Source organism: Streptomyces sp. NPDC001709 (genome assembly GCF_053596375.1).
The window spans coordinates 185,181-201,503 of sequence record NZ_JBSFGB010000010.1 but is presented as its reverse complement, the minus strand read 5'-3'; the positions used below and the strand labels follow the sequence as shown (position 1 = coordinate 201,503).

9 protein-coding genes are annotated in these 16,323 nt (G+C 73.7%); 5 read left to right on the top strand and 4 right to left on the bottom strand.

Going from position 1 to position 16,323, the window contains the following annotated elements; genetic code table 11:
• Positions 1 to 22: 22 nt before the first annotated feature.
• The 4 genes from ACWC0C_RS17825 to ACWC0C_RS17810 all read left to right on the top strand — a co-directional run bounded on the left by ACWC0C_RS17825 (position 23) and on the right by ACWC0C_RS17810 (position 11,212).
• Positions 23 to 7,675 carry an amino acid adenylation domain-containing protein gene (locus ACWC0C_RS17825; protein ID WP_450864789.1) on the top strand — a complete coding sequence of 2,551 codons (7,653 nt, stop codon included), beginning with the start codon at positions 23 to 25 and terminating at the stop codon, positions 7,673 to 7,675.
• A 31-nt stretch (positions 7,676 to 7,706) separates the two neighbouring features.
• The gene (fabD, locus tag ACWC0C_RS17820) at positions 7,707 to 8,597 is read left to right on the top strand and encodes an ACP S-malonyltransferase (RefSeq protein ID WP_449195685.1); all 891 of its coding nucleotides are present in this window, start codon (positions 7,707 to 7,709) and stop codon (positions 8,595 to 8,597) included.
• Between the two features lie 25 nt (positions 8,598 to 8,622).
• Positions 8,623 to 9,438: a thioesterase II family protein gene (locus ACWC0C_RS17815; protein WP_450864788.1), complete on the top strand. Its 816-nt coding sequence runs from the start codon at positions 8,623 to 8,625 to the stop codon at positions 9,436 to 9,438.
• Between the two features lie 85 nt (positions 9,439 to 9,523).
• Positions 9,524 to 11,212 carry an ABC-F family ATP-binding cassette domain-containing protein gene (locus tag ACWC0C_RS17810; RefSeq protein WP_450864787.1) on the top strand — a complete coding sequence of 563 codons (1,689 nt, stop codon included), beginning with the start codon at positions 9,524 to 9,526 and terminating at the stop codon, positions 11,210 to 11,212.
• Positions 11,213 to 11,324: 112 nt separating this feature from the next.
• On the opposite strand, the gene ACWC0C_RS17805 is transcribed toward ACWC0C_RS17810, so the two are convergent.
• The 4 genes from ACWC0C_RS17805 to ACWC0C_RS17790 all read right to left on the bottom strand — a co-directional run bounded on the left by ACWC0C_RS17805 (position 11,325) and on the right by ACWC0C_RS17790 (position 15,100).
• A complete protein-coding gene (locus ACWC0C_RS17805) occupies positions 11,325 to 12,299 on the bottom strand; it encodes an AfsR/SARP family transcriptional regulator (RefSeq protein ID WP_449195682.1) in 975 nt (324 codons plus the stop codon).
• Between the two features lie 51 nt (positions 12,300 to 12,350).
• A complete protein-coding gene (gene solA, locus ACWC0C_RS17800) occupies positions 12,351 to 13,508 on the bottom strand; it encodes an N-methyl-L-tryptophan oxidase (RefSeq protein WP_449195681.1) in 1,158 nt (385 codons plus the stop codon).
• Positions 13,509 to 13,558: 50 nt separating this feature from the next.
• Positions 13,559 to 14,659 (bottom strand): LLM class flavin-dependent oxidoreductase, encoded by a 1,101-nt coding sequence (locus ACWC0C_RS17795; protein ID WP_450864786.1) that lies wholly within the window; start codon positions 14,657 to 14,659, stop codon positions 13,559 to 13,561.
• Positions 14,660 to 14,875: 216 nt separating this feature from the next.
• Complete coding sequence (locus tag ACWC0C_RS17790) at positions 14,876 to 15,100, bottom strand: phosphopantetheine-binding protein (RefSeq protein ID WP_449195679.1); 225 nt, start codon at positions 15,098 to 15,100, stop codon at positions 14,876 to 14,878.
• Positions 15,101 to 15,335: 235 nt separating this feature from the next.
• On the opposite strand from ACWC0C_RS17790, the gene ACWC0C_RS17785 reads away from it, so the two are divergent.
• Complete coding sequence (locus ACWC0C_RS17785) at positions 15,336 to 16,271, top strand: response regulator transcription factor (protein ID WP_450864785.1); 936 nt, start codon at positions 15,336 to 15,338, stop codon at positions 16,269 to 16,271.
• The last annotated feature ends 52 nt before the right edge of the window (positions 16,272 to 16,323 follow it).

Here is a 16,323-nt window from a genome sequence, read left to right as displayed (position 1 = left end):
CCGAGGGATGAGGAACCACGCCATGTCCCAGACCGACCCCGCCGAGCAGTACCGGCCCTTCGCCCTCACCGAGGTCCAGGAGTCCTTCTACGTCGGCCGCACCGCCCAGGGCGGCACCGGCGGCACCCGGATCCACCTGGAGTTCGAGACCGGCCCGCTGGACACGGCCCGTCTGGAGGAGAGCTGGAACCGGCTCGTCGCCGACACCGGCATGCTGCGGGCCCACCTGCTTCCCGACGCCCGGCAGACCGTTCGCGAGAGCGTGCCCGCCTACCGGATTCCCGTCACCGACCTCACCACGGCCACCACGCAGGCCCGGCAATCCGCCCTCGAAGCCCTCCGCGAGGAGGCCGCGGCCGGCATCGACCCGCACAGCTGGCCGCTGTTCGCCGTGCGCGCCGCCACCCTGCCCGGCGGCCGCACCCGCGTGCTCCTCACCGTCGACGAACTCATCGCCGACGGCCCGAGCGTCTCGCTGCTCCTCCAGGACTGGTACGCCCGCTACGCCACCGGCCGCCACCCGGCGCCGCCCGCCATCACCTTCCGCGACTACGCCCTGGCGACCACCGGCCGCGCTCCCTCCGAAGCCTCCCTGGCCCACTGGCGCGACAAGCTCGCTCCCGTGGACTTCGCACGGCCCACTCCGCTGCACGCCGAAGGCACCGCCGCCGACGAGGCCACCGGTGCGCACCGCAGGCTTGTGCTGAGCCTGGAGCAGGACGCGTGGAGCCGCGCCAAGGACGCGGCCAAGAAGGCGGGCGCCACGCCCTCCGCCCTGCTGCTCGCCCTGACGACCGCCGCCGTACAGGCCGAGGCCACGACTGCCGCACCGCTCCCGGTGATCCTCACCACCTACAACCGCCGCCCGGTCCACCCCGACGTGCCGCGCCTGGTCGGACCGTTCCTGTCCACCTCCGTCTTCGTCGCCCCGGCACCCGCCGGCACCCTCGGCGAACTCCTCGACGAGGTCCGCGGCCAGCTCTGGCAGGACCTGGAGCACGGCGAGGTCAGCGGCGTGCGCGCGCTGCGCGAGCACGCGCGCACCACGCCCGGACGGCGCGGCGCCGCCGTACCGCTCGTCTTCACCAGCCTGCTCGGCAGCATCGCCGACCAGCGCGACGCCGACCCCGGCAACTGGGCGGCCCTGGTCGACATCGCCGCCTCCGCCACCCACACGCCCGGCGTGGCACTGGAGATGTGCGTCCAGGAACGCGACGGCGCGCTGCACGTCTCCTGGGACTGCTCGGGCCGGGAGCTCGACGAGGCCGCGGTGCGCTCCGCCTTCGGCCGCCTGGAGAACCTGCTGCGCCGCGTCGCCGACGACACGACGGCCTGGCAGGCACCCGCCATCCAGCGGCAGTCACCCGCCATCCAGCCGCAGGCCGCCGGCCTTCCCGAGCGCTACCCGCTCACCGAGGTCCAGTCGGCCTACCTCGTCGGCCGGCTCGGACAGCTCGGCGGTGGCGCGGAGACCCGCGTCTACCAGGAGTTCCTGCTGGAGCACCACGACGTGGACGCGCTGGAGGCCGCCTGGAACCGGCTCGTCGCCCACCACCCCATGCTGCGCGCGGCCGTTCACCAGGACGGAACACTGGAGATCGCCCCGCTCCCGGCGGACGCCGCCGGCCACGGCTACCGCATCGCCCGGCACGACCTGACCGGCCTGAGTGCCGGTGAAGCCGTCGACCGGGCGCTCGCCGAGGTCGCCGCGCGGCTGCGCGAAGGCACCTTCCCGCTCGGCACCCGGCCGATGTACGCGCTCGAAGCGAGCACCCTGCCCGACGGCACCGTCGTCCTGCACGTCGTCCTGGACGCCCTGCTCGCCGACGCCCGCAGCTTCGCCCTCCTCTTCGGCCAGCTCTTCGCCCTGCACGACGGCGACGAGACGGTCCTCGACACGCCCGCCGACCCGCGCCCCCACCTCCATTCCCTCGCCGGCAAGACCGCCGGCGAGCAGGCGGAGGCGGCCCGGCAGGCCTGGCGGGAGAAGTTCGCCGTACTGCCCGGCGGCCCGCCGCTGCCCGAGCCCGCCCAGGACGCGCGGCGCCTGCACCGCAGGACCCCGCTGGGCTCCTGGCAGTCGCTGACCGCCGCCGCCGCGGCCATCGGCGTTCCCGCCGACATGGTGCTGCTCACCGCCTACACCGACGAACTGCGCCGGGCCTTCGGCGACGAGGCCTTCACCGTCACCGTCGTCTCCTGGGACCGTCCGGCCGGCATCGGCCACGCCGACGGCATGGTCGCCGACTTCACCCAGCTCGCCTGGGTCGTCGTCGACGACACCCTGCCCGAGGACTTCGCCGCGCGCGCCCGGGAACTGTGGGCCCGCTGCCGCGCCGACCTCGAACGCGGCGAGATCCGGCCGGGCCTGGCCGAACTGCGTACCCGCGTCTTCCGCTCCGGCGGCAGTCTGCGCCTGCCGGTGGTCTTCACCCGGGTGCCCGAGATCGACCCGCGCCTGCACCCGAAGGGCGTGAGCCTGCGCTCCAGCCAGTCGCAGACCGCGCAGGTCGCGCTGGACCACGTACCGCTGCTCGTCGGCGACGAGCTGATCGGCCAGTGGGACGCCGCCGAAGGCAGCCTGGAGACCGTCCGGCTCGACGCCATGTTCGACGGCTACGCGCAGCGCGTACGGTCTTTCGTCGCGGAGTCGGAGTCGGAGCCGGAGCCGGATTCGGTGTCGGAGTCGGTGTCGGAGCCGGCACCGGCGCAGTCCGCGGACGCCCTGCCCGCCGCCGACGACGACCGGTCGCGGAGCATGGCGGAGCTGATCGGCGAGAGCCTGCGGCGCAACGCCGACCGCACGGCCGTCCGCTGGAACGGACGCACCGTCGGCTACCGCGAGCTCGACGCGCGCACCGCCCGGCTCGCCCACCGGCTGGCCGACCTCGGCGTCCGCCCCGGCGACCACGTCGCCGTACACATGGACCGCTCGGACGACCTGGTGGCCGCGCTCGTCGGTATCGTGCGCGCGGGCGCCGTGTACGTCCCGGTGGACCCGGCCAACCCGCCGGAGCGCGTGCGCTACCTGCTGGAGGACAGCGGTGCGCGTGTGGTCGTCGCCGACGCCGCGCGGGCCGAGGTGGCCGGTTCCACCGGCGTGCCGGTGCTGTGCCAGGACCGCGCCGCGGACCGCGAACTGCTCGCCGCATGTCCCGAGACCGCGCCCGAGGTCGTCCTCGGCCCCGAGGATCCCGTCTACACCATCTACACCTCGGGTACCACCGGCAAGCCCAAGGGCTGCCGCAACACCCACCAGGGCTTCGTCAACCGCGTGCTGTGGATGCAGGACCGTTTCCCGCTCGGCCCCGCCGACCGTGTCGCGCAGAAGACCCCGTACGGCTTCGACGTCTCGGCCTGGGAGTTCTTCTGGCCGCTGCTGGCCGGCGCCTCGATCGTCGTCGCCCGGCCCGGCGGCCACGTCGACCCCGGCTACCTGGCCCGGCTCTTCCGCGACGAGAAGGTGACCGTCACCCACTTCGTCCCGTCCGTGCTCGGCATGTTCCTGCGCCACCCGCAGGCGGCCGGCTGCACGGACCTGCGCTACGTCTTCGCCAGCGGCGAGGCCCTGCCCGTCGCGACCATGCGGCACTTCTTCGAGGTGCTGCCCGGCGGCTGCGAACTGCACAACCTCTACGGGCCCACCGAAGCCGCGATCGACGTCACGCACTGGGCCTGCCGCGCCGACTGGAGCGAGCCCACCGTGCCCATCGGGCGCCCGATCTCGCACACCACGATCCACCTGGTGGACGAGGAGCTGCGCCCGGTGCCCGACGGCACGCCCGGAGAGATCGTCATCGGCGGCCGCGGCGTGGCCCTCGGCTACCACGAGCGTCCCGAGCTGACCGCCGAGCGCTTCGTCGCCTCACCGTTCCCCGAGGATCCCTCGCCGCGCCTGTACCGCACCGGCGACCTGGGACAGCTCGGCGCCGACGGCGAGATCCGCTATCTCGGCCGTATCGACAGCCAGTTCAAGCTGCGCGGCCTGCGCATCGAGCCGGAGGAGATCGAGGCGGCGCTCACCGGCGTCCCCGGCATCGCCGAGGCGCGCGTACTGCCGCTGACCGACGAGGCGAGCGGCGAGCAGATCCTCGCGGCCGTCTGCGTCCCGGACGGCGACGCGCCCGCCCCGTCCGCCATCCGCACGGCCCTGTCCGAGACGCTGCCCGCCTACCTGGTGCCGAGCGGATTCCGGTTCGTCGGCCGGCTCCCGCTGACCGCCAACGGCAAGCTCGACCGCCCCGCGGCCGGCGCTCTCTTCACCGAGGCCCCGGCGTCCGAGAAGGAGATCATGCAGAACCAGCACAGCGCACCGCAGGCACGGGCAGCGGACTTCGAGGAGGTACGGGCCGCCGTCGCCGCCTGCCTGGGCGTGGCCGAAGTGGCCCCGGAGGCCGACCTGTTCGACCTGGGCGCCACGTCCTTCACGATGATCCGGCTGGCCCAGGAGATCGAGCGTCTCACCGGCGTGGCCCTGCCGGTGGACGCGCTCATCAACACGCCGACGGCGGCCGGCCTGTACGCGGCCGTGGCCGGCCGGACCACCACCGCACAGCCGGCACCCGCCGCCGCGTCCACTCCTGCCGCCGCCGCGGCTCCGGCCGCTCCCGCGTCCGCCGCGGCGGATCCGGCCGCCGTCGCCGCCATGGCCGCCGAGCTGATGGGCGTGGCCGAAGTGGACGCGGATGCCGACCTGTTCGACCTGGGTGCGACCTCCTTCACCATGATCCGGCTGGCTCAGCTGGTCGGCGAGAGGTTCGGCGCCGACGTCCCGGTGGACGTGCTGATCCAGGCGCCGACCGCCCGCGCCATCGCCGCCGCAGTGGCTCCCGCCGCCGCACCGGCCGCGCGGCCCGCCGCCGCGCCGGCCCGCGCCGCCGACGTGCGGATCGCCTTCGACCCGGCGGCCAAGGCCGCGTTCAAGGAGGCCAGGATCGCCGAGCGGCGGCTGCCCGCCGAGCTCGTGCGCCTGCCGCTCCCGCAGGAGGGCCCGGAGCACCAGCGGGCCCTGTACGACGCCTCGTCCTTCCGTGACTTCGCCGACGGCCCGCTGCCCGCCGAGGACCTGCTCGACCTCCTGGCCACCCTGGCCCGCGGCGAGCTGGACGGCCGCGGTAAGCACCGCTACCCGTCCGCCGGCGGCTTCTACCCGGTGCAGGTCTACCTCTACGTCAGCCCCGGCGCGGTCGCCGGAATCGACGGCGGCCTGCACTACCTGCACCCCGGCGAGCGCACCCTGGTCGCCGTCGACCCCGCGGCCCGCATGGGCACCGACGTCCACGTCTTCCACAACCGGGCCCTGGTCGAGGCCGCCTCCTTCGGCCTCTTCCTGGTCTCCACACCGGCCGCCATCGCCCCGGCCTACGGCCAGGCGAACGCCGCCCGCTTCTCCACGATCGAGGCCGGCCACATCGCGCAGCTGCTGCTGACCGCCGCACCGCAGCGCGGTCTGGGCATGTGCGCGGTGGGCGAGATGAACTTCGACGCCGTCCGCGGCCACTTCGGCCTCGACGACGACCAGGAGCTGCTGCTCTCGCTGTGGGGCGGGCAGCTGACCGGCGAAGCGCGCGAGCGCCGCGCCGGGCTCGTCGCGCAGGAGCAGCGAACGGCAGGCGCCCCGGCCCCGGCCGCGGCGGCTGCCAAGGCAGCAAAGGCAGCCAAGGCCGACCGCGCCGTCGCGGTGATCGGCTTCGCCGCCCGGCTGCCCGGTGCCGACACCCTCGACGAGCTGGACGCGCTGCTGGCGGACGGCCGTTCGGCCACCGGGCCCGTACCGTCCGAGCGCTGGGCCCCCCTCGCCTCCCGGGCCGGCCGTGCCGGTGCCCGCGTCGGCGGCTACCTCGCCGACGTGACGGCCGTGGAGGCCGAGGAGTTCGGCCTCGGCGACGAGGAGGCGGCCGCCGTCGACCCGCAGGAGCGGCTGCTGCTCTCCGTCGCCCGCCACTGCTTCGAGAACGCCTCCGTCACTCCACGGCAGCTGTCCGAGGCCGGCTCGGTCGGCGTGTTCGTCGGCTCGATGTGGCAGGACCACGCGCTGTACGGCGTCACCGCCCGGGCCGACGGCCGGCCCGGCACCCACGCCACCCGCGGCGGCCTGGCCCACCGCACCTCGCACGCCTTCGGCCTGACCGGGCCGAGCCTGGTCCTCGACACCGGCTGTGTCTCCGGGCTCGCGGCCGTCGAGGCGGCCTACCGGGCCGTGGCCGACGGCCGGTGCGAGGCGGCCCTCGCGGCCGGCAGCAACCTCGTCCTCCACCCCGATCACCTCGACGTGCTCTCCGACATGGGCCTCGTCGCCGAACAGCCCGACTCCTGCGCGATGACCGACCGCGCCAGCGGCTGGATCGTCGGCGAGGGCGTCGGCGCCGTCCTGCTCAAGCCGCTGGACCGGGCGCTGGCCGACGGCGACCCGATCCACGCAGTGCTGCGCGGCGGCGCCCTCGTGCACTCGGGCACGACCCGTCAGTTCGGCATTCCGGACCCCAAGCGGCAGGAAGAGGTCATGCGCGCCGCCCTGGCCGACGCCTCCCTCACGCCCGGCGACATCGGCTACGTCGAGGCGGCCGCCGCCGGAGCGGCCCTCGCCGACGTGCTCGAATTCGGCGCGGTGGACCGCCTGTTCACCGGCCAGGAGCAGCGGCCCGTGCCCGTGGGATCGGTCAAGCCGAACACCGGGCACCTGGAGGCCGCGTCCGTCTTCGCCCAACTCGGCAAGCTCATCCTGCAGTTCCGGCGCGAAGAGCTCTACCCGACCCGGCTCACCTCGGCTCCCAACCCGGCCCTGAACGGCCGGACCGGCGCGGTGCTCGCCGTCTCTCCGGAAGGCACGCGCTGGCGCACCGAGGACGGCGCCGTCCGTCGGGCACTGGTGAACGGCTTCGCCGGCGGCGGCTCGTACGGCAGCCTGGTCGTCGAGGAGCCGCCGCGGACCGCGGCCACCGACGACACCACCGCGTCCGACACCGCGTCCGACACCGCGTACGTACTGCCGCTGTCCGCGGACAACGCCGACAACCTCGCCCGCCTCGCCGACTCCCTCGCCCAGGCCCTCGACCGCGCCCCGCACCTCACCCTGCCGGCCGTCGCCCGCAGCCTGCGCGAGGGCCGTACCGCGCGCGCCGCCCGCGCCGCGGTGGTCGCCGACCGCGGCCGGTCCGCGGACGCGCTGCGCGCCCTCGCCCAGCGGATCCGCCACCAGGGCCCGGGCATCGCCGAGGAGTGGTCGCCCGCCACCGACGGCGAGCGCACGGCCCTGGACGCATGGCTCGCCGGAGCGGAGCCGCAGTGGCCGGCGGTGCCCGGAAACCCACGCCGGGCCGCCCTGCCCGCCGTACCGCTGGACGTTCGGCACCTGCCGCTGCCGGTGCCGGCACCCGCGTCCGGCGCGCAGGAGCCCGGCACCGTCCTCGACGAGCCCGCGGCGCCGCGGAGCACACAGCCCACGCCCTTCGACCGGCTGGCCCGCATCACGGCCGAGGAGACGGGACGGCCCGCCGAGCGGATCACGCCCGCCGACGACCTGTTCGCGATGGGCGCCACCAGCCGCCAACTGATACGGATCGCGGCCCGGGTGACCGCCGAAGGAGGCCGCGAGCTGTCCCTGGAAACCCTCTTCACCGCTCCCGACCTCGGCGCTCTCGCCGTCGAGGCGTTCCCCGTCCCGGCAACCCGGTGACGTCACCACCGAACGAAGGCAGTTGATCAGCATGACCCGGATCTTCATGTTCCCAGGCCAGGGGGCACAGCGCGTCGGGATGGGCCGGGAGCTGTTCGACCGCTTCCCGCACCTGGAGGCGGAGGCCGGCGAGCTCCTCGGATACAGCCTGCGCACCCTGTGCCTGGAGGACCCCGACGGACAGCTGGGCCAGACCCGTTACACCCAGCCCGCGATGTACGTCGTCAACGCCCTGGCCCACCGCGCCGCCGTCGAGGACGGCGACCGTCCCGACGTGGTCATCGGGCACAGCCTCGGCGAGTACAACGCGCTGGAGGCCGCCGGAGTGTTCGGCTTCGCCGACGGCCTGCGACTGGTGGCGGCCCGCGCCCGGGCCATGGCGGACGTCACCGGCGGCGGCATGAGCGCGGTGGTCGGCCTGTCCGAGACCAAGCTGCGCTTCCTGCTGCTGCGCGCCGGATTCGCGGCCCTGGACCTGGCGAACCTCAACAGCTCCAGCCAGACGGTCCTCGCCGGTCCGGTCGAGGACCTGGAGGAGGCGGGCCAGATCCTGGAGGACGCCGGAGCCCGCATGGTGCGCCGGCTGGCCGTCAGCGGGCCCTTCCACTCCCGCTACATGGCCCCGGCCGCCGCCGCCCTGGCCCCCGTGATCCGCTCGGCCCGCCTCGCCGCACCCACGGTGACCGTGATCGCCAACTGCACGGCCGAGCCCTACACCGCCGAGACCGCCGCCGATCTGATGCTGGAACAGATCGACCATCCGGTGCGCTGGCGGGAAACCGTGGAGTCCCTGCTCGCCCTGCCGGACCCGCAGTTCGTGGAGATCGGCCAGAGCACCGTCCTGACCAGCATGGTCCGCCAGATCCGCAGGGACGCCAGGCCGGCCGGCACCCGCGCGCCGCGGCAGCTCGCCGCCGCCTGAGACCCCGCGCCCACCAGGAGAAGCGATGATCAACACCCTCTCGACCACCCACCGGCCGTCCGCTGCCGCACCCGCCGCCGCATTCTGCCCACGGCCGGTGCCCGGCGCCGCGCTGCGCCTGTTCCTCTTCCACCACGCCGGCGGCTCCCACCTCGTCTACCGCGACTGGGCGAGGCGGTTTCCGGCCGACTGGGAGGTCCGGATGCTCGACGCACCGGGCCGCGGACGGCTCACCGACCTTCCGGCCCGCACCTCCGCCGAGCAGTTGGTCGACTTCTTCCACGACGAGATCGTGCTGGCCATGGACCGCCCGTTCGCGTTCTTCGGCCACAGCATGGGCGGACTCGTCGCCTACGAGCTGACCAACCGCCTCGCCGCCGAGGGCCTGCCGCAGCCGGTCTGGTTGGGCCTGTCGGCGCGCGGCGCGCCGGCCCCGCAGGGCGAGCCGCTCAACCGTCACCTCCTGCCCGATGCCGAGCTCCGCCGCGCGGTCGGGGCCATGGGCGGCACTCCGCCCGAGGTCCTGGGCGACGACGAACTCTGGCAGACCTTCGAACCCGTCATCCGCGGCGATCTGCGGCTGGTGGAGACCTGGCGGCCGCGGCCCGGCACCGCGCCGCTGCGGGTACCGCTGTCCGTCTTCGGCGGAACACAGGACATCGTCGTCTCCCGGGAGCGGCTCGCCGCCTGGTCCGCGCATGCCGAGCGGTTCCAGGGACTGCACCTGTACTCCGGCGACCACTTCTACTTCCGCAGCCGCCCCGAGGAGTTGACACGGCAGATCACCGCCGACATCCGCGCCGCCATGCCGGCCCTGTCCGGCTCGGCGGTGCCGCGATGACGCGTACGAGGCCGGCCCGCGGCCATGCGCCGCCGGCGACGACGACCTGGGACCGGACGCGCGCGACGCACCTTTGGAGCGCACCATGACGGACACCGCGCAGGCGGTGGTGAACACCAAGCAGCACCTGGCCGCCGAGGAGGTGGTCCGGATGCGCGGCGAGCGCGCCGTCCTCAACGGCGTCTCGCTGACGGTCTCGGCGGGTGACCGGCTCGGCTTGATCGGCGAGAACGGCGTCGGCAAGTCCACTCTGCTCAGAGTGCTGGCCGGCGTGGACACACCGGACGGCGGCCGGGTCCGCGCCACCGTCGGAGGCGCTCCCGGATATCTGCCGCAGGAGGTCGAGCTGCCTGCCGCGTGGACCGTGGCCCGCTGCCTGGCCACGGCCCGCCGGGAACTGGACCGCCTCGGCGAGCGGATGCGCCGGATCGAGGGCCTGATGGGCACGGCCGGCCAGGACGAGCTGGCCGGCCTCCTCGAGGAATACGCGGCGGCGCAGGAGGAGTTCGAGGCCCGCGACGGCTGGCGCTTCGACGCCCGTGCCGCCGAGGTATTCCAGGCTCTCGGCCTGCACCGGCTGCCGCACGACCGGTCGGTCGCAGAGCTCTCCGGCGGCGAACGGGCCCGTCTCGGCCTGGCCCTGCTGGTGATCGAGGCCCCGCCCGCGCTGCTGCTCGACGAGCCCACCAACCACCTCGACGACGAGGCCGTCACCTGGCTCGCCGGCTGGCTGCGGGAGTACCGGGGCCCGTGCCTGATCGCCTCCCACGACCGGGACCTGCTCGACGGCGCGGTCACCGGACTGCTCGACCTCGACGGCCCGCGCGGCACGGTCGTCCGCTTCGGCGGGACCTACCGCGAGTACGCCGCCGAGCAGGCGGCCGCCCGCCGCCGCTGGGAGGCCGACCACCAGATGTGGACCGAGGCCATGGACCGGGCCAGGCTGCGGCTGAGCCGTTCCGACCGGGCCGCCGGCCACTACCGGCCGCCGCGCGACAACGCCAAGATGAACTACGACCTGCGCGGCGCCGGAGCGCAGGCGGCGGTGGCCCGGCACGCCAGGGCCGCCAAGGAGGAGATCAGACGGCTGGAACTCCAGGAGGTGCCGAGGCCGCCGGCGCCGCTGCGGTTCTCGGCCGTCGGCCTGACCGGGCAGGCGGCGGCCGACGACGCCGCCGGACCGGCCGGATCCGGACCGCTGCTCGCGGTCCACGGCGTACGCACGCGCGGCGGCCTGCGCCTTCCGGACCTCTGCCTCGAAGGCACCGACCGTGTCGTGGTGGCCGGCCCCAACGGCGCCGGCAAGTCAACCCTGCTGCGGGTGCTCGCCGGCGAACTCGAGCCCGAACACGGCAGCGTGGCCGTCCGGCCGCACCTGCGCATCGGCTACCTGCCACAGGAGAGCTGCTTCGGCTCCGGCGCCGGCCGTCTGCTGCCCACCTACGCCCGCGCCACAGCCGCCGACGAGGCCGAGGCCGCCGAACAACTCCTCGACCTCGGCCTCTTCCGCCCCGCCGACCTGCACGTTCCCGTCGCCTCGCTCAGCGTGGGTCAACGCCGCCGCCTCGACCTGGCCCGCCTGGTGGCCCTGCGCCCACACGTCCTCCTCCTAGACGAGCCCACCAACCACCTCAGCCTGTCCCTCATCGAGGACCTGCAAAGTGCCCTGGACGACTTCCCGGGCCCAGTCCTCACCGTCACCCACGACCGCCGCCTGCGCCGCTCGGCGGGCCGGTTGTTGACCTTGGAGCGGACGACCGCGGCGGTGTGCTGAGGCCGGGACGTGGCGGCGCCGGCGCCCGAGGGCCCGTCCGACGGGTCGGCGTCGGGCGGGGCCGGGGTGGAAGGGGCGAGGGCGGGAAGGTCAGTGGGCGGTGCTGGGCGTATCAGGATGTGGCTGCCGTTGCGCCCGCGGACAGTTGTTCGAAGCGGCGGGCGAGAGCCTGTTGTTCGCGGGCCAGGCCTTCCAGGCGCCGTCGGAGGCGGTCCAGTTCGTCGCCGATTCCGAGGACCGTGGCGGCGGTGGGCCGTTCGGGAGCGGCGGCCGGTGGGGCGGTTCCGATGGAGCCGACCACTGGTGCGAGGGGGCGCGGTGGGGGAGGGGTGAGTTCCGGGGCGTGGCTGAGGATTTCCTGGACGCGGTTGCGCAGGGCCGGGCCCGGTTCCACGCCGAGTTCGTGGACCAGGCGCATCCGGGCCCGTTCGTAGGTGCCGAGCGCCTCGGCCTGGCGGCCGCAGCGGTAGAGGGCGACCATGAGGAGGTCGTAGAAGCGCTCGCGCAGAGGGTGATCCGTGGTCAACTCCTCCAGTTCACCGGTGATCTCCTCGTGCAACGAGGCGCGCAGGCTCGCGTCGTACAGGGTTTCCAGCGTGACCAGCCGGTTCTCCTCCAGCTGCGCGGCCTCGGCCATGCAGATGTCGCCGCTGATGCTGCCGTGCAGCGCCGGGCCGCGCCACAGCGCGAGCGCGTCGCGCAGCACGCTGACGGCGCGTTCGGGATCGCTGGTGACCACGGCGCGGCCCTGGGCCGACAGGCGGTGGAAGACGTCGGCGTCGGTGGGTTCGGGGCCGGTGCGCAGCAGGTAGCCGAGGGAGTGCGTGGCGACGCGTGCCTGGTCGCCGGGGCTCACTTCCTCCAGGAGCCGGCGCAGCCGGGCGATGTGGGCCTGGAGCGCGTTGCCCGCGTTGGCGGGCGGGTGTTCGCCCCACAGTTCGTCGATGAGTCGGTGGGAGGAGAGGACGTGTCCGGCCCCGACCACCAGCGCGCCCAGCAGGGCGCGCTGTTTGGAGCCCGTGGGGCTGACCCGGCGGCCGCTGGACTCGTCGTGGATTTCAACGGTGCCCAGAATGCGGAAGTGCATCGTTCCTCACAACGGTGGCCGGCTTGCGGACGTCGGTGGGTCGTCGTGCCGTCACAGGAAGCGGTTCGGGTCGGTGAAGCCGAGCGGAAACGCGGCCGGCTTGCCGAGGACGAGGTCGGCGATGACCTCGCCGATGCCGGTGGCGTGTTTGAAGCCGTGGCTGTTGCATCCGCCCGCCACCACCAGCCGCGGGTCGCGGCGCAGCGTGCCGAGGACGAACTGGCCGTCCGGCGTGCGTGCGTAGAGGTTGGCGGTGACGCGGGAGGGCAGCGCCGAGACGCCGGGAACCGCGCGGGGCAGGATGCCGGCGAGGACGGACCAGTCGGCGGGTGAGACCGAGCGGTCCATGGTCTCGGGGTCCACCACGCGGAAGTGGCGGCCGCCGTCCTCGAGGCCGAGTTTGAGTTCGTCGTGGCCCGCAAGCCGGCCGTGGCCCCAGATGACGTCGCCGCCGTCGAGTTCGCGCATGAACACCGGCAGGCGGTCGAGGGTGAAGCGGGAGTCGGGCCGCGTCGGCGTGAACCAGGTCGTGGGCATCCGTACCACCTCCAGCGGCAGTTCGGGCACCAGCTGGCCGAGCCAGGGCCCGGCGGCGACCACGACCCGGTCGACGCGCAGCGGGCGCAGCGCCGTGTGCACCACCGCGCCGCCGTCGACCAGTTCCACGCCGGTGACCCGGGTGTGGTCGTGGACCACGGCGCCCGCGGACCGGGCGGCGCCGACGGCTGCCCGGATGGTCTGCTCGGGCAGGGCCAGTCCGCCCTCGCGCTCGAAGACGGCCACATGGTCGTCGGGCAGGTCGGCGTGGGCCGGGACACGCCGGCGTATGGCGTCCGCGTCCAGCAGTTCGGTCTCCAGGCCGTGCTCCCGTGCCGCGGCGAGGGCGCCGCCGGCGGTGCGGCCGTCGCGCGGGCCGATCAGCATGGCTCCGGTCCGCTTCAGCAGCCGGGTGCCGGTCTCGGCCTCCAGCTCGGCCCACAGCTGTCCGGAGCGCCGGGCGAGCGGGACCAGTCCGGGGTGCTCCAGGCAGGCGGTGCGGAACATCCGGCTTTCGCCGTGCGAGGATCCGTGCACGTTGGCGATGCCGTAGCGGTCGACGCCGATCACGTCGACGCCGTGCCGGGCGAGCTGCCACAGGGCACAGGCGCCCCAGGCGCCCAGCCCCACGACCGCCACATCGGCGTCCTTGCTGATACGTGTGCTGGCCATGTTTTCTGTCCCTGCGTGCTGGTACGGAGGTGGCCCGACGGCCTGCGGTGTCACGCGGCGGCTTGCGCGGGCACCGCCGTCTGCTCGTCCCCGGTGCCGCGGAAGGCGGGCGCGACCTCGAGCGCGAACAACTCCATGGCGCGCTCGGCGTGTTCGTACGGGAGGTGGCCGGGGTTGAACTGGAGGCTCACGCAGATGTCGGAGCCGTACCAGTCGCGGACGTCGGCGAGCTGGCCGCGTACGTCCTCGACGGTGCCGGCCAGGACCTTGCGGGCGTCCAGCGCCCGGTCGAAGTCGTAGGCGCGGGCCTTCTCCACGAAGGCCTCGTAGCCCGGGTACTGGCTGCTGCGGGTGTCGGCCCAGGCGGCGACGGCATCGGCCATCCGGGACACGTAGTTGTGCTCCTGGGCACGGGCGTCGGCGAGGGTCCGGTCGCGGTCCTCGGACAGGTAGCAGGTGTACTTCACCTGGATCCGGCCCGGCCCGTCGTGCCCGGCGGCGGCGCGGGCCCGGCGGTAGCCCTCGATCATCTCCTGCAGTCCCTCGCGCGACGTCACCGACGGCACCACCTGGAGGTGGTGGCCCGCCTCGCCGGCCGCCGCGCAGGACTGCGGGCTGCTGGCCGAGGCGACGAAGACGGGTGGGTGCGGCTGCTGGTAGGGGCGCGGGTAGCCGGTGAAGGGGCCGAAGCGGTGGACGGCGCCGTCGAAGACCGTGTTCTCCTCGGTCCACAACGCTATGCATCCGTTGACACCGTCGTCGAAACGGGCCCGGCTCTCCTCCATGTCCACGCCGAAGACCTCGAACTCGTCCGGCAGGAAGGCCCGTCCGAAGCCCACGTCGAGGCGGCCGTGGGAGAGGTTGTCGAGCAGCGCCAGGGTGGCGGCGAGCTTCACGGGATGGGTGAAGGCGGCGATGACCGCGCCGGTGGCGATCCGGATCCGGCTGGTACGGGCCGCGGCCGCGGCGAGGAAGGTCGCCGGGTCCGGGCTGTAGCCGCCGTACGGAGAGCCGTAGTGCTCGACGATCTGTACGTGCTCGTAGCCGAGTTCCTCAGCGCGCTCGACCAGCCGCAGGCTCTCGTCGTAATACGTGCTCGCGGACTTCCGTTCCGGGTCCACGACCGGGAAGAAGTTGACTCCGAATTCCATGGTGACTCCGTCGGCTGTTCCGCTGAGGAAAATGTGGAAACGTGAGACGAGGTGAATTCTCATTCGTTCTGGCGAATCGAACCATAGTCGTGGAGGCGACCCGTGCCGCAGTGTCGCGAGCCGGATCCGAGAGGGATTTGAATGGCTCTTGAGCGGTGCTGGGACGCGGGCCGCCCGGTATCGAAGTGGGCGGTTGCCGGGACGCGCCGGAATCTATTATTCCGATTTCTTCAGCAGGGCCCACCAGCCGTCGATGGTGGGCGACTCGAAGAGTTCCGGAAAGGAGGCGTCGATGCCCTGTCGGCGGAGGTGGGTGACGATCTGCATGATGGCCACCGAATGCAGACCGTAGTCGATCAAATCCTCTCCGTCAGAAGGAAGTTCGCTGATGTCGAGTTCCATGGCGTCGGCCGCCAGGCGGCGCAGCAGTTCCTTGGTCATGAAGCGGAAGGTAGCAGCCCGAAGGAGCGTCAAGAATTCCGCCGGGAGAATTCTTGCGAAGTCGCGGTCGAGGCGATTGCGAGGCGATTGCGAGGCGCTTGAAAGCCACTTGAGAGCCCTGCTCGGAAAACCGGACCGTGGTTACCGTATGGCCCGACGGAAGGCCTCGCCCGCGCTTGTCGCCACCACACCGGCCGACCGGTACATGCGCACATCTAGCACTGGGGGGCCAATGATGGAACGGCGAGCAGACGCCCGGCCTGCGACCGGCGGAAGTGTGGTCCTGCGCGTGCTCACCGGCGGCGGTGCGGCCGCCGTGGCCGCACCGCGCGGCCATGCCCACCGCCACCTCGGCGGCGCCGCGGGAGCCGAGCAGCTCCTCCCGGCCGACGCCCTGCCCCACCGGCAGCCGCTGACCTACCCGGACGCCTACACCTACCCGGACTCCTACCCCTACCCGGAGTCCCACCCCTACGCCGACGAGCTCTTCGACGCCGGCGCGCAGGCCGGTGCCTCCGACGCCGTCCGCGTCTTCCTCCTCGGGCCCGACGCCCTGGCCCGCTCCGGGCTGAGAATGCTGCTCGACGGACAGCCGGGCATCGCGGTGGTCGGCGACGACGAGTCCGGGCCGCGCTCACTGGCCACGCTGTGCACCGCCGGTCCCGACGTCGTGGTGCTGCACGGAGTGGCCGACCCGCGCGAGATCGGCCTGCTGGCCGAGCAACTGGGAGACGGCGTACGGCTGGTGGCGGTCGGCGGAGCCGGGCCGCGGGACGAGCCGGACGCGCGGGACACCGTACTCAGTGCCCACCTGCCGACCAGTGTGACGCCCGCCGACCTCGCCGCCGCGGTGCGGATGGCCGCCGCCGGATACCGGGTGCTGCGCGACATACCCGGCGTGCGACCGCGCCCCACCGGCGGACCGGCGTCGGACGCGGAGGACATCAGCTCGGTCTCCGCCGTCGATCCCCGGGAGCTGACGGCCCGCGAGCGCGAGGTGATCGACCTGATCGCGCGCGGCAGCTCCAACGCCGAGATCGCCCGCGAGCTGCTGGTCTCCGAACACACCGTCAAGTCCCATGTGCAGAACCTGCTGCACAAGCTCAAGCTGCGCAATCGCGTCCACGCCGTCGTCTACGCCTTCGAAACCGGACTGCGCCGGCCCTGCTGACGCCGGCCCTGCTGACGCCGGCCCGGCAACGTGTCAGCTGCGTCTCAGCCTC

Excerpts from the sequence above, each read along its gene's own strand:
- ACWC0C_RS17825 (WP_450864789.1), top strand. The coding sequence starts at position 23 with ATGTCCCAGACCGACCCCGCCGAGCAGTACCGGCCCTTCGCCCTCACC.
- fabD (WP_449195685.1), top strand. The coding sequence starts at position 7,707 with ATGACCCGGATCTTCATGTTCCCAGGCCAGGGGGCACAGCGCGTCGGG.
- ACWC0C_RS17815 (WP_450864788.1), top strand. The coding sequence starts at position 8,623 with ATGATCAACACCCTCTCGACCACCCACCGGCCGTCCGCTGCCGCACCC.
- ACWC0C_RS17810 (WP_450864787.1), top strand. The coding sequence starts at position 9,524 with ATGACGGACACCGCGCAGGCGGTGGTGAACACCAAGCAGCACCTGGCC.
- ACWC0C_RS17805 (WP_449195682.1), bottom strand. The coding sequence starts at position 12,299 with ATGCACTTCCGCATTCTGGGCACCGTTGAAATCCACGACGAGTCCAGC.
- solA (WP_449195681.1), bottom strand. The coding sequence starts at position 13,508 with ATGGCCAGCACACGTATCAGCAAGGACGCCGATGTGGCGGTCGTGGGG.
- ACWC0C_RS17795 (WP_450864786.1), bottom strand. The coding sequence starts at position 14,659 with ATGGAATTCGGAGTCAACTTCTTCCCGGTCGTGGACCCGGAACGGAAG.
- ACWC0C_RS17790 (WP_449195679.1), bottom strand. The coding sequence starts at position 15,100 with ATGACCAAGGAACTGCTGCGCCGCCTGGCGGCCGACGCCATGGAACTC.
- ACWC0C_RS17785 (WP_450864785.1), top strand. The coding sequence starts at position 15,336 with ATGGAACGGCGAGCAGACGCCCGGCCTGCGACCGGCGGAAGTGTGGTC.